Origin of the sequence: Streptomyces smaragdinus (genome assembly GCF_009604385.1) — a bacterium.
Taxonomy (GTDB): Bacteria; Actinomycetota; Actinomycetes; order Streptomycetales; family Streptomycetaceae; genus Streptomyces; species Streptomyces smaragdinus.
Window position 1 is genome coordinate 83,882 of sequence record NZ_WEGJ01000007.1, and the last position, 12,525, is coordinate 96,406.

General features: G+C 74.7%; 11 protein-coding genes. 5 read left to right on the forward strand and 6 right to left on the reverse strand.

All coding sequences use genetic code 11. The features are described 5' to 3' along the window. Positions 1-53 precede the first annotated feature (53 nt). On the forward strand, positions 54-848 hold the full coding sequence (locus SRB5_RS13355; RefSeq protein WP_153452152.1) for a helix-turn-helix domain-containing protein: 795 nt from the start codon (positions 54-56) through the stop codon (positions 846-848). Here SRB5_RS13355 and SRB5_RS13360 read toward each other — a convergent pair. Together SRB5_RS13360 and SRB5_RS13365 are read right to left on the reverse strand one after the other, a co-directional pair. Further along, positions 838-1,251 (reverse strand): hypothetical protein, encoded by a 414-nt coding sequence (locus tag SRB5_RS13360; protein ID WP_153452153.1) that lies wholly within the window; start codon positions 1,249-1,251, stop codon positions 838-840. The two genes, SRB5_RS13355 and SRB5_RS13360, sit on opposite strands and share 11 nt — an antisense overlap. Before the next feature lie 152 nt (positions 1,252-1,403). Beyond that, positions 1,404-1,811 (reverse strand): hypothetical protein, encoded by a 408-nt coding sequence (locus SRB5_RS13365; RefSeq protein WP_153452154.1) that lies wholly within the window; start codon positions 1,809-1,811, stop codon positions 1,404-1,406. A gap of 210 nt (positions 1,812-2,021) precedes the next feature. Here SRB5_RS13365 and SRB5_RS13370 point away from each other — a divergent pair, with 210 nt between their 5' ends. Both SRB5_RS13370 and SRB5_RS13375 read left to right on the forward strand, forming a co-directional pair. Beyond that, positions 2,022-2,981, forward strand: coding sequence for a LysR family transcriptional regulator (locus tag SRB5_RS13370; RefSeq protein ID WP_153452155.1), 960 nt, complete (start codon positions 2,022-2,024; stop codon positions 2,979-2,981). A gap of 94 nt (positions 2,982-3,075) precedes the next feature. Continuing rightward, positions 3,076-4,578 (forward strand): S1 family peptidase, encoded by a 1,503-nt coding sequence (locus tag SRB5_RS13375; RefSeq protein ID WP_323377862.1) that lies wholly within the window; start codon positions 3,076-3,078, stop codon positions 4,576-4,578. Between the two features lie 102 nt (positions 4,579-4,680). Here SRB5_RS13375 and SRB5_RS13380 read toward each other — a convergent pair whose 3' ends face one another. Next, positions 4,681-6,420, reverse strand: coding sequence for a hypothetical protein (locus SRB5_RS13380; RefSeq protein WP_194292919.1), 1,740 nt, complete (start codon positions 6,418-6,420; stop codon positions 4,681-4,683). Positions 6,421-6,621: 201 nt separating this feature from the next. Continuing rightward, positions 6,622-8,670, reverse strand: coding sequence for a phage holin family protein (locus SRB5_RS13385; RefSeq protein WP_153452156.1), 2,049 nt, complete (start codon positions 8,668-8,670; stop codon positions 6,622-6,624). A 106-nt stretch (positions 8,671-8,776) separates the two neighbouring features. On the opposite strand from SRB5_RS13385, the gene SRB5_RS13390 reads away from it, so the two are divergent. Both SRB5_RS13390 and SRB5_RS13395 read left to right on the forward strand, forming a co-directional pair. Beyond that, a complete protein-coding gene (locus SRB5_RS13390) occupies positions 8,777-9,550 on the forward strand; it encodes an MBL fold metallo-hydrolase (RefSeq protein WP_323377863.1) in 774 nt (257 codons plus the stop codon). Then, positions 9,547-10,209: a DedA family protein gene (locus tag SRB5_RS13395; protein ID WP_407703914.1), complete on the forward strand. Its 663-nt coding sequence runs from the start codon at positions 9,547-9,549 to the stop codon at positions 10,207-10,209. Before SRB5_RS13390 ends, SRB5_RS13395 begins: the two co-directional genes overlap by 4 nt. On the opposite strand, the gene SRB5_RS13400 is transcribed toward SRB5_RS13395, so the two are convergent. Together SRB5_RS13400 and SRB5_RS13405 are read right to left on the reverse strand one after the other, a co-directional pair. Continuing rightward, on the reverse strand, positions 10,206-11,294 hold the full coding sequence (locus SRB5_RS13400) for an MBL fold metallo-hydrolase (RefSeq protein WP_153452158.1): 1,089 nt from the start codon (positions 11,292-11,294) through the stop codon (positions 10,206-10,208). The genes SRB5_RS13395 and SRB5_RS13400 overlap by 4 nt on opposite strands. Then, positions 11,291-12,484, reverse strand: coding sequence for an aminotransferase class I/II-fold pyridoxal phosphate-dependent enzyme (locus tag SRB5_RS13405; RefSeq protein ID WP_153452159.1), 1,194 nt, complete (start codon positions 12,482-12,484; stop codon positions 11,291-11,293). Before SRB5_RS13405 ends, SRB5_RS13400 begins: the two co-directional genes overlap by 4 nt. Positions 12,485-12,525 lie beyond the last annotated feature (41 nt).

A 12,525-nucleotide genomic window follows, 5' to 3' on the forward strand; every position in this document is an offset into this window, starting at 1 on the left:
CCGGGCCCGGAAAGCGGCTGCCCGGCGCCGGGCGCGTCGGTTACGGTCGCGGTATGACGACGGCTGCGGAACCACAGGTCGGGACCCTGCTGAGGCGCTGGCGCGACCGGCGCGGGATCAGCCAGCTGGAGCTGGCCATGGAGGCCGACTCCTCCGCCCGGCACATCAGCTTCATCGAGACGGGCCGCTCCCGGCCGAGCCAGGCGATGGTGCTGAAGCTGGCAGACCACCTCGACGTCCCCGTCCGCGAACGCAACGCCCTGCTGCTCGCCGCCGGTTACGCCCCGCACTTCCCGGAGACCCCGATCGACGACCCCGCGATGGCGGGGGTCCGCGCCGCGATGGAGCGCCTCCTCGCCGCGCACGAACCGTATCCGGCGCTGGTCGTCGACGGCACGTACAACGTGATCGCCGCCAACAACGGCATCCTGATGCTGCTCGACGGCCTCCCGGCCCAGCTGCTGACGCCGCCGCTCAACGCGATCCGCCTCACGCTCCACCCCGAGGGCCTGGCCCCGAAGATCCGCAATCTGCCGGAGTGGCGCGGGCATCTCCTCGCCCAGCTGGACCGTCAGCTCTCCCTGCTGCGCTCCCCCGCCCTCAAGGCGCTGTACGACGAGGTGGCGGCGTACCCCCACCCCGAGGGCGCCGGGCACGAGACGGTGGCGGCCGAGGCCCCGTTCGCCCTGCCCCTGGTCGTCGAGCACGACGGGCACCGGCTGTCGTTCGTGTCGACGATCGCCACCTTCAACACCCCGATGGACGTGACCGTCTCCGAGCTCGCCCTGGAGACGCTGCTCCCGGCCGACCCGGAGACGGTGACGTACCTGTCGGCGCTCAGGCCCTGAGCGCCCCGCGCAGCGCCACCGTCTGCAGCCCGGCGAAGCCGAGCACGGTCACGGCCTGCAGGACGGTCCACACCGCGCCGGCGGTGGTCGGCTCCAGCCACAGCCCGAGGGCCAGCACGCTGAGCACCGTCCAGGCGACGTTGGCCTCGACGACGGCCTTGACGCCGAGCGCCGGGGGCGAGGGGCGGGCGGCGAGGTATCCGACGGCGGCGGCGTAGGCGAGGAGGAAGACGCCGAGCTCGAGCAGCAGGGCGCGGGACACCCCCAGCAGATCGGCCAGCGGCCCCGACACCGCCAGATAGGCGAGGGCGTTGACCCCGGTGACGGCGGCGTCGAGCAGGAGCACGCGGCGCAGCAGGGTCGCGGGTCCGGTGAGCGGGCGGGCGGTGGCGGTCGCGGACATGAGGCCTCCATCGGCGGTCGGGGCCGGCGCACGGGACGCCGGCGGGAAGCGGGGGCCGGGCCGGAGTGCGCCGGTCCGGCCCCCGTTCCCTCCACGATGCCGGGGTCGTGCGCGCGGGTCGATTACGCCGGAGGTAATGCCCGGCCGGACCCTCATGCGGCGTCGAGGGCCTCGTCGATCTTCCGGATCATCTCGGTCATCGCCGGGCTCACGCCGCCCTTGCGGGCCTGGACGCCGGACTCGAGGGCGATGTGCAGGACGGCGCGGAAGCTGTCGGCCTCCGCCGGGTCCTGCTTCTTGATCAGGGCCATCGCCTCGGTCAGGGCCGGCAGCACCTTGTCGGCCAGCTCGGCGACCGACTTGCCACCCAGGTCACCGATCTTGGACTTCTCGGCGAGCAGATGCCCGATGGTGCCGGTCGAGGACGCCAGCGCGATGGAGCCCTGGGTGGCGATCTTGTGGGGGGAGCCGGCGGCGTCGGCGGCGGCCAGCAGGGAGACGGCGCCGTAGGCGGCGGTGCGGATGACGGACTTGTCCTGGGCGGTGAAGGTGACGGACATGGTGGGTGCTCCTCGGTCCTCGGCGTTGCCCCGGGTGGGCCCCGCTGATGAGGAAGAGCTTGCCGGGGGACCGTTTTACGGACGTGTCAGCGGCCTTTCAGCGTCCGCCCGGCTCCCGTACCGCACTGAAACGGCCTGGTGGGAGCACCCATCGAACATCATCCGGTGCTCCCGGACGTTTTTGCGGCACTTGGTGCTAACTTTCCGTCCATGGAGCTGGAGTTGCGGCACCTCAAGCTCGTTCACGCGATCGCGGAGGCCGGGAGCCTGACCCGGGCGGCGACCTCGATGGGCCTCGCCCAGTCGGCGATCAGCGCCCAGCTGAAGCGCATCGAACGGACACTGGGCGGCCCCCTGTTCGCCCGGGACCGGGCCGGGGCCCGGCCCACCGCGCTCGGCGAGCTCGTACTGGACCGGTCGCGGGTGCTGCTGCCCGCGGTGCGGGAGCTGCAGGACGAGGCCGTACGGTTCGCCAACGCCCTCTCCGACGTGCCGCGTTTCAGGGTCGGCGGGACGCACGGGCCGCTGATGGGGGCGCTGCTGGACCGGCTGGCGGCCATCCATCCGGACGAGCCGGTGACGACGTACACCTCGTGGTCGGTGCAGACGCTGTGCGAGATGACGTCCAGCGGGCGGCTGGACTTCGCGCTGATCGGGGTGTGCGGGGAGAGCCCGCCGCCGTCGGAGCAGCTGCAGTGGCGCGAGGTCGGTACGGACCCGGTGTTCGCGATGCTGCCCGACGGCCATCCGCTCGCCCACGCCACGGAGGTCCGCCTGGAGCAGCTGCGGGACGCCCGCTGGACGACCGTGCCCGGGGAGGGGTGCTTCGCCGACTGCTTCTCCTCGGCCTGCGCGCGGGCCGGGTTCACCCCGTCCACCATGCTCGAGACGGACACCGCGTCCTGCGTCCATCTGGTGCAGGTGGGGCGGGCGGTGGGCCTGTGCCGGGCGACGATGCCGCCGACGCCGGGGCTGGTGACGGTGCCGATCGCCGGTACGCCGCTGAGCTGGCGGCACCTCATCGGCTGGCACCCCGACTCCCCGGCCGCGGGCACGGCACCGGGTGTGGTGATGCACGCGCGGGCGTCGCACGGCGAGGCCGTACGGCGAAATGCCCGCTACGCGCAGTGGCTTGCCACACATCCGCAGTACGGAACCATCACGTCATGAGAGGGAATGATTGGCAGGTGCACGCATAACTCCGGTGTCCATAGGGTGCTTTCGGGCCACCAGCCCTTCCCCCCACTGACACCTAGGAGAAACCGTGCTCCGCAGACGTGCCCTACCGGGGATCATCGCGGCGACCGCCGCGCTCTGTATCTCCGCACTCCCCGCGTCGGCATCGCCGGCCCCGACGGCGAAACCGGCGGCCCCCGCGCCGATCGTCGACCCGGCCGTGCTCAAGGCGCTGCAACGCGATCTGGACCTGACCGCCGCCGAGGCCAGGTCCCGGGTCGCCGGCGAGGCCGAGGCCGCCGTGACCGACGCCCGCCTCCGGAAGGAACTCGGCGCCGACTACGCCGGCGCCTGGGTCAGCGGCGACTCCGCCGACCTCACCGTGGCCACCACCGACCGCTCTTCGGTGGACGCCATCGAGGCCCGCGGCGCCAAGGCCGAGCTCGTCGGCCGCAGCATCAAGAACCTCGACGCCACCATGGCCGGCCTGGACCGGGCCGCCGAGTCGAAGGCCCCGTCCGGCACCCCGCTCTGGTACGTCGACGTGAAGACCAACAGCGTCGTCGTCCAGTCCGCCGACCGCGCCGCCACCCGCGCGTTCCTCGCCCGCGCGGGTGTCAGCCCCTCGGCCGTACGGGTCGTGAAGGCCACCGAGAGCCCCCGGCCGCTGTACGACATACGCGGCGGCGACGCGTACTACATGGGCGGCGGACGCTGCTCCGTCGGCTTCCCCGTCACCCGCGGCACCCAGCAGGGCTTCGTCACCGCCGGCCACTGCGGCACCCCCGGCGTCTCGACCACCGGCTACAACCAGGTCGCCCAGGGCTCCTTCCAGGGCTCCTCGTTCCCCGGCAACGACTACGCCTGGGTCGCCGCGAACACCAGCTGGACCTCGCAGCCCTGGGTCAAGGGCTCCGGCGGCGCCAACGTCACCGTGACCGGCTCCACCCAGGCGGCGGTCGGCTCCTCGATCTGCCGCTCCGGCTCCACCACGGGCTGGCACTGCGGCACCATCCAGCAGCACAACACCTCCGTCACGTACCAGGAGGGCACGGTCAGCGGGGTGACGCGCACCAACGTGTGCGCCGAGCCCGGTGACTCCGGCGGCTCGTTCATCTCCGGCAGCCAGGCGCAGGGCACCACGTCCGGCGGCTCCGGCAACTGCTCCTCCGGCGGTACGACGTACTACCAGCCGGTCAACGAGGCGCTCCAGGTGTACGGGCTCACGCTGAAGACGTCCGGCGGCGGCCCCACGCCGCCCGATCCGGAGCCGCCGACGGGCTGCCAGGGCTCGCAGACCACGTACTCCGGCACGCTGGCCAGTGGCGGGCAGGCCGTCCAGCCGAACAACTCGTACTACCAGACCACCGCGTCCGGTCTGCACACCGGCTGCCTCGCCGGTCCCAGTGGTACGGACTTCGACCTGTACCTGCAGAAGTGGAACGGGTCCACCTGGACCTCCGTCGCCTCCGGCACCACGCCGGCGAACTCGGAGTCCGTCAGCTACAACGGCACCGCCGGCTACTACCGGTACGTGGTGCACGCCTACAGCGGTTCCGGCTCCTACACCCTCGGGGTGACCAGGCCGTAGCCGCCTCCCGGGGCGGTACCTGACCGGCCGCCCCCGTCCGGCGCGGCGGTCGCACCTGTGGCTCCTGGTGCGACCGCCGCGTCGTCATGTCCGCCCGGCGGCTCAGGTCTCCGTGCCGCCGCCGAAGCCGGGCAGGCCGCTGGAGACGACGTACAGACAGTCCGTGTACGTGTAGCCGGGCGTGATGGACGCGCCGGAGCTGTGGTTGGCGACCGGGTCGGTCTCCGCGTCCGAGCGCTTGTACAGGAAGTGGTACTCACCGGCCGGCAGATGCAGCGTCGACTTCGGCTCCGACACACCGCCCGCCTTGCAGGCACCGGAACGGCCCGCGGAGTCGTTCGCGAACGTCTTGCAGCCGCCGCAGCCCTTGATGGTGAGCGACCCCGTCACCGGGCCCGTGTACAGCACCGTCACCGCTCCCGGGCCGCCGTTGGTGATCTGCAGCGACATCCTGCCGCCGCCCGGCGCCGACTCGCGCGGCAGCGACTTGCCGGCCGCGGGACGGTCCTCGGCGATCTCCGCGGCGATCGCGATCTGCTTGGCGCGGGCGCGCTTGCCGCTCTTCCTGTAGTCCGCGGCGAACTTCGTGAGCGTCTCGTGCGCCTCCTTGAACTGCTTGTCCCGGAACTGGTCGAGGCCGCACGCGTACACCCCGTCCTGCACCGGACGCGCCACGTCGACGCTGACGTCGCCCGGCAGCGCCTTCGCCGTCTCGCCGAGCTTGCGCAGCTGGTCGGTGGCCGAGCAGGGCTCGGCGCCGCCGAGCGCCTTCGTCCGCTCGTCGACCGCGGCGGTCAGCGCGGGGGCGACCTGGCCGGCCTGCTCGGAGTCCGGGAAGTCCTCGAGGAGTTCGGCGAGCTCCGGGGTGTCCTCGGTGCCCAGCTTGCCCCGGCCGCACTCCAGCAGCGACGTCGCCAGCGGCCCGTCGGCCCACGCCTTCCGCTTGCCGAGGAGGTCCGCGTCCAGCTTCTCGGGGACCGTGCGCAGATGCTTCAGCGGCTCGACCGCGTCGCAGTGCTTCTTCTCCTTGTACGGGGCGGACACGGCCTCGTAGTAGGCGTCGACGCGGTCGGGGACCTTCGCGGCGGCCTTGCTGCCGGCGTGGTTCTCGCCGAGGTCCTCGTAGATGTCCAGCGCCCGGCCGTACTCCGTCTCACCGGCCGCGAAGTCCTTCGCCGAGGCGGTCTTCACCAGCGCGTCGGCCGCCTCGAGCCGGTCGAGCAGCGCCTGCTCGGACGCCTCGTGCTGCGCCCGGTCGTACGCCACGGCCCCGCCGACCGGTACGACCAGCAGCGCGACGGCGATCCCGATGGCCACCGCGGGCTGCGCGGGCAGCCGGCCGCGGACCTTCAGCCCGCGCCGGTAGCCGTCGGCGGCGGCCAGGAGCACCAGCACGCCGTAGCCGGAGACGAGTGCGCCGCTGATCCGCTCGGCCTTCGCGGGGAACGCGGTGAGCGCCAGGGCGATCGTCGCGGCCCAGCAGACCAGGGTCTCCGCCCAGCGGCGCAGCGAGAGGTATCCCAGGCCCAGGCCGCTGAGGTTGAGCAGGGCCACGGCGGCGGCGTTCCCGGGGCTGCCGGGAGGCGGCGGGGGCGCGGGCGGCTGCCAGGCGGGCTGCGCGCCGGGGAACTGCCAGGCGCCCTGGACGGGTGACTGGAGCTGCTCGGGCTGCTGCCAGGCGCCCTGCGTCGGCTGGTACCCGGCGGGCGGCGGACCCGGCGGGGGTCCCGGGGGCGGGCCCTGCGGCGGGACCGGCGGGGGACCCTGGGGTGGGCCCTGCGCGGGGTCCGGCGGCGGACCGAAACCCTCCGGTGCTGGGCCGAACTGCTGGTCTCCGGACATGGACTCCACCCCCGACGTGCGGCTGCGACGTGAGGGAAGGTCCGGTTCCGTCCCCTCACCGATGCGGGAGCGGGTGCTGCGGCCGCCGGGAATCAACACCCGGGCGACGTCCCCCCTGTCCTCCCCGCGGCCAACCTTCCGCCGGGAGCCGTACCGGTGTCAATGGGGAATCGTCCGGTGACGGACGGTCGGCCTCCGCCCTCAGCCGGCCCGGGCGGACCGCCTGCTCTCGTCCGGCGCCGCGAGCCAGCCGCGCAGCACCCGGTGCACCCGCTCCGCGCCGGTCAACTCCTCGGCAGGCGGGCCGAGTTCGGCGGGCCAGAGCAGGAAGGCGCGGCTCTGGGCGCCGCCCATCCCGCCGTGCGAGCCGATCTGGTCTTCAAAGGCGTGCACCTGGCCGGTCACCGGGTGGTACGCCGAGTTCACCATCACGTCCGGGACGTTGCCGAAGGCCGCCGTACGGGCCACCGCCTGCGCCGCGCCCGCGCCGAAACCGGCCAGCGGGTCGTCGCCGATCACCTTGCCCGTGTCGAGATGGTGCTCGGAGCCCTGGGCGCCCAGCACCACCGGCCCGTACTCGGCGCTGTGCACCAGCACGAACCCCACGCCCTGGTGCTCGGCCAGCGTGCGCAGCAGCGCCGGGTGGCGGGCCTCGATGTCCTCGCGGGTGGCGCGGCCCTCGATGTCCGGGAAGGAGATCAGGCCCAGATTCCCCGACCCCAGGACGACGGGCCCGGCGGCGGCCACGTCGGCCTCCGGGTCCGGGCTGCGGTGCAGCGCCGCGTGCAGGGCGCTCAGCGCCTCGTCGTGCCGGAGCCTGCGGTGGGCCCTGCGGGAGACGGGCAGGCCGCAGCCGGCGCGGACCAGGTCCTGCAGCGAGATGCCGTAGGCGGCGGCGAAGCTGGGGCCCTCGCTCTGGCCGTGGTCGGAGAGCAGCACGATGCGGTACTCGCGCGGGGCGTGGCGGGCGGCCTTGGCGATCAGCCGGATGGAGCGGTCGAGGCGGCGCAGCACCTGGTGGGTGTCGCGGTGCCAGGGGCCCGCGTAGTGGGCGACCTCGTCGTACGCGACGAGGTCGGCGTAGATCGCGCGGCGGCCGACCAGCATGTCGCCCATCACGGCGGCGGTGACGACGTCGCGTTCGACGACTGTCGCGAACGCGCGGATGAACGGGTACAGGCCGCCGCGGCGCATCCGCGGGCTGTCGCGGCGCAGCCGGGAGGCGGTGGACTGGCCGAGCTCGCGGAACACCTCGGCGACGAAGGAGGCGAAGGTGCGGCTGGCGTTCGCGGGGTCGGCGAAGTACGCGAAGTAGCCGGCGCGGCTGCGGCTGCGGCCGTGCCGTCCGTTGACGCCGGCGACGGAGAGGACCAGGGCGAGCTGGTCGGCGCCGCCGGTGAAGAGGTTGCCGCGGCTGGCGCCGCCCTCGCCGGCCAGCAGCCCGGGGTCGCCGGTGCGCTCGGCGGCGCGCTGTTCGAGCTGGGCGGCGCTGGCGGGGCGGTTGCACACCATCAGCTGGCCGGTGTGCTTCTCGTACCAGCGGAACGCGGGGACGTCGTGGTTGGAGCCGTGCAGGATGCCGAGCTGGCTGGCGCCGGTCTGGCTCGACCAGTCGGTGCGCCACGGGGCCAGCTCGTGGGTGCCGTCGCGGTACCACCGCGCGACGGTCTCCATCAGCGGGGGGTCGCGGGTCAGGGCGCTGTGCAGGACGTCGTGGCCGAGGCCGTCGAGCTGGATGAACACCGTGCCGGGCTCGGGGTCGGGTCCGCATTCGGCGATCCCCCGGCGGCCTGCCAGCCGGGCCAGCCTCCGGCGGTACGCGCCGTCGTCCCGTACGGCCAGGGCGGTGCTGGTCGCCGAGGACGCGGCGGACATCACGGCGGCCACGACGACGGCGGTCTCCGGGTTGACGTCGCCGCCGCGCTCGGCGGGGATGAGGCTGAGGGCCAGCCAGAGGAGGGAGCCGTTGAGGAAGAAGACCAGGAGGCCGAGGACGAAGGCGGGGACGAGGAGGAGGGCTCGCACGAGGGCGGGCCAGACGAGAGCGCTGAGCAGCCCGAAGGCCGCGGCGCCGATCGCCGCGGTGACGGCGATCCCGGTGGCCGTCTTCCCGTCCTCGGACTGCAGCCGGAAGTCGGGCAGGATGCCGGCCAGGACCAGCATCGTGACGGTGGACGCCGCCCAGACGGCCGCGACCCTGAGGACCGCGCCGCCGAGAACCCTGACCCGGGACCTGTGTGGCTCCGCCATACCGCGGGCTCACCTCCTTGCCGTACACCCTTCCACAGCGCGCATTCTCCGGACGCCGGGGCCCGGGCCCCGGTCGCGTAGCCTCGGGGTGAGGGAAGGAGATGGTGTGGGCGTTGAGGTTACGTGGTGGGGGCACGCCACCGCGACCGTCCAGGACTCCGCGACGCGGGTCCTGACCGACCCCCTGTTCGCGCGGCGCCTGATGCATCTGCACCGCAGGCGGGGCGCCCCGCCCCCCGCCGACGCGGCCCGCGCGGACGTCGCCGTCGTCTCCCATCTGCACGCCGACCACCTCCACCTCCCCAGCCTCGCCCGCCTCGCCCCGGGCACCGTCCTCGTCCTCCCCCGCGGCGCGACCGACGCCGTCCCGGGCCTCAGGCGGCTGAGGCACCTCGGGCTCACCGAACTCGGCCCCGGCGAGGAGATCCGCGTCAAGGACGTCACCGTCCGCGCGGTGAGCGCGAAGCACGACGGGCGCCGCTGGCCCTACGGGCCGCACCGTATCCAGGCGCTGGGGTTCGTCCTCGAGGGCGAGGCGACGACCTACTTCGCCGGTGACACCGGGCTCTTTGACACCATGGCCGAGGAGGTCGGCGCCTGCGACCTCGCCCTCCTCCCCGTCGGCGGCTGGGGCCCCCGCCTGGGCGCCGAGCACCTCGACGCCGCCAAGGCCGCCCAGGCCCTGCGGAAGCTGGCCCCGGGAGCCGCCGTGCCCGTGCATTACGGGACGTACTGGCCCATCGGCATGGACAGCGTCCGCCCGCACGAGTTCCACGCCCCCGGCGAGGAGTTCGCCCGGCTGGCGAAGGCCGCCGCGCCGGGGACCGCCGTGCACACCCTGGGGCACGGGCAGTCCGTACGGCTGGAGGGCGCCCGGTGAGGGAACGCGCGCTGCGCGAACTGCACCGGCTCGCGGACGCGGCTCCCGCCGTGCCGCCGGAGTCCACGCAGCAGGCGGCCGGCTATCCGTCGCTGTTCCTGCTCGTGCTGCTGGGGTCGCTGGTCCCGGTGATCCCGACGGGGGCGGTCGTGAGCTCGGCGGCGGTGGTCGCCTTCCACCAGAAGGCCGCGTACTCCCTGCTGTTCGTGTTCCTGGTGGCCTCGCTGGCGGCGTTCCTCGGCGACACGTTCCTGTACTGGCTCGGCCTGCGCGGCACCCGCAGCCGGGGCGGCTCCCGCTGGCTGGACCGGCTGACCGAGCGGGCCGCGCCGGAGCAGATCGCGTCGGCGCGGGACAAGCTGGAGCATCACGGGGTGACCGTGCTGATCCTGTCCCGGCTGATGCCGGCTGGACGGATCCCGGTGATGGTCGCCTGTCTGCTGGCCCGGCTGCCCCTGCGCTCGTTCGTACGGGGCAACGCCCCCGCGTGCCTGGCCTGGGCCGGTACGTACCAGCTGATCGGCATCGCGGGCGGCTCCCTCTTCCCGGAGCCCTGGCAGGGCGTGGCCGCGGCGGTGGGCCTGACGCTGCTGATCAGCGCGGCGCCGTGGCTGTGGCGCCGGGTCCGGTCGGGGGCAGCGACGGAGAGCAGGGGCTAGAACAGCACCCGCGAGCCCCCCACGGGCAGATCCCACAGGGCGTCCGCCGGCAGCCCCGCCGTCCGCCAGGCCGCGTGCAGCCGGGTGCGGGGCTCCAGCGGGGACTCGGCGGAGAGCAGGAACGTCCCCCAGTGCATCGGCGCCATGCGGCTCGCCCCCAGGTCCCGGAAGGCCCGGACCGCCTCCTCCGGATCGGTGTGGACGGGGCCCAGCATCCAGCGCGGGTCGTACGCGCCGATCGGCAGCAGCGCCAGGTCGATGCCGGGGTAGTGGGCGCCGATGCGTTCGAACCAGTGGCCGTAGCCCGTGTCGCCGGCGAAGTAGACCCGCCGGTCGAGCCGGTCGGTGAGGACCCAGCCGCCCCACAGGCTGCGGCAGGTGTCGAACAGGGTGCGCTTGCTCCAGTGGTGGGCGGGGACGAAGTCGAAGCGGACGGTGTTGCCGCCGGGGCCGGTCAGCTCGGCGGCCTCCCACCAGTCCAGCTCGGTGACCCTGGTGAAGCCCCGGCGGCGGCACCAGCGGGCCAGGCCGGCGGGGACGAACAGGGCGGTGTCGCGGGGCAGCCGCTTCAGGGTGGGGGCGTCGAGGTGGTCGTAGTGGTTGTGCGAGATCACCACGGCGTCGACGGGCGGGAGGTCCTCCCAGCGGACGCCGACGGGGGTGATCCTGGCCGGGGTGCCGAGGATCTTGCGGGACCAGACGGGGTCGGTGAGCACCGTGAGGCCGCCGATGCGGATCACCCAGCTGGCGTGGCCGGCCCAGGTGACGGCGGTGGTGGTGGCGTCGGCGACGGGCAGGTCGCCCGGTTCGAAGGGGATCCGGGGGATGTCGAGGAGGGCTTCGGCCCGGGGGCGCAGAGCTCCTTCCCTGGCCATCCGGGCGAGCATCGCGACGCCGGGGAGGGGGGCGGTCAGCCGGGCGGTGAAGTCGTTCGGCCACAGCCGGATCTCGCCCAGCGGGCGCGGCGCCGCGGCGGGGGTGTCGGGGGCCGGGAGGCTGGGGCGGCCCGACCGGAACCGGAGTCCGGGACGCCGGCCGGTCCCGCCGTCCGGGGACTGGTGGGTGGGGGTGTCCGTGTCCGTCATCGCGTACCTCCCGTCAGCTCGGCGATCACTCCCCCGAACGCGGACACCGCCCGCGTCACCTGCGGCAGCGCCAGCGGATCCGGCGCCGCCAGCGCCACCCCGCGCTCCCCCGCGGACGCCCCGGCGAGGGGGCCGAGGGCGAAGCGCACGCGCAGGGCGTGGAGCGGATCGCCGAAGCGGTGTCCGCCCAGCACGCAGCCCCGGCCCAGCCGCCCGGCCAGCCACGTCTCCAGCTCCACGCTGTCGACCACGCCGTGGTCCGCGAGCCGCGCCCGCATCTCGTCGAAGTCGGCGTAGACGCAGGCCCCGGTCCGCGGCGGCCGGCACACCGCCCCCGCCCCGGTCAGCACCCGCACGGCCGCCGAGGCGAGCTCCGCGTGCAGCCGGGACGCCGCGGCCCGCCGGGCGGTGACGGCGGGGGGCTCCGTCAGCGCCAGCTCCGCCGCCGCGGCGACCGGCGGGGGGAGGCGCGCGCCCACGGCGTCGAGGATCGCCACGGTGGACCGGTGCAGTTCGGTGCCGTCGGGGCCGGCCGGGAAGCGGGCGATCGCCGCGGGCCAGGCGGGCGGCAGCAGGCAGGCGCCGAGGCCGGCCAGCGCCACGGCCTGGCCGTGCAGGATCTCCGCCGGGGAGACGGGCAGGGTGCCGTGCGGGTCGTGGCCGGTGTCGCGGTACGACTCGTCGCTGACGACCAGCACCCCCGCCCCGGCGGCGACCTCGCACACCTCGTACAGGATGTCCGGCGGCGGCACCGTCCCGGTGGCCTCGTCGGCGACGGACAGGACGAGGAGGCGCGGGTCGCCGCCCTCGGCGCGGGTCCGGGCGAGGGTCTCCTGCAGCGCCACGGGGTCGGGGGCGCCGCCGCTCTCCGCCTGCGCGGGGACGCCGTACACGGGGCGGCGCAGCAGGCGGGCCTGGGCGGCGTACCAGTCGGCGGCGGGGCGGGGCATCAGCACGTCGCCGCCGGTGGCGGAGATCAGCGCGAGGAGCAGCAGCCGGGGGCCGGGGGCGGCGGCGACGTGGGCGGGGCTGGTGCGCAGGCCGCGGCGGTGCCAGTAGCCGGCGGCGGCGGTGCGCAGCCGGATGCCGCCGCCGGGGGGCTCGGCGGCGCGGTCGGCGGCGGTGGACAGGGCGGCCGCGAGCTCGGGGAGCACCGGCAGCGCGGTGTCGGTGGCGACGGCCCGGTCCATGCGCGCCTCCGGCTGCTCGGGGGTCAGGGCCCCGGGAGCAG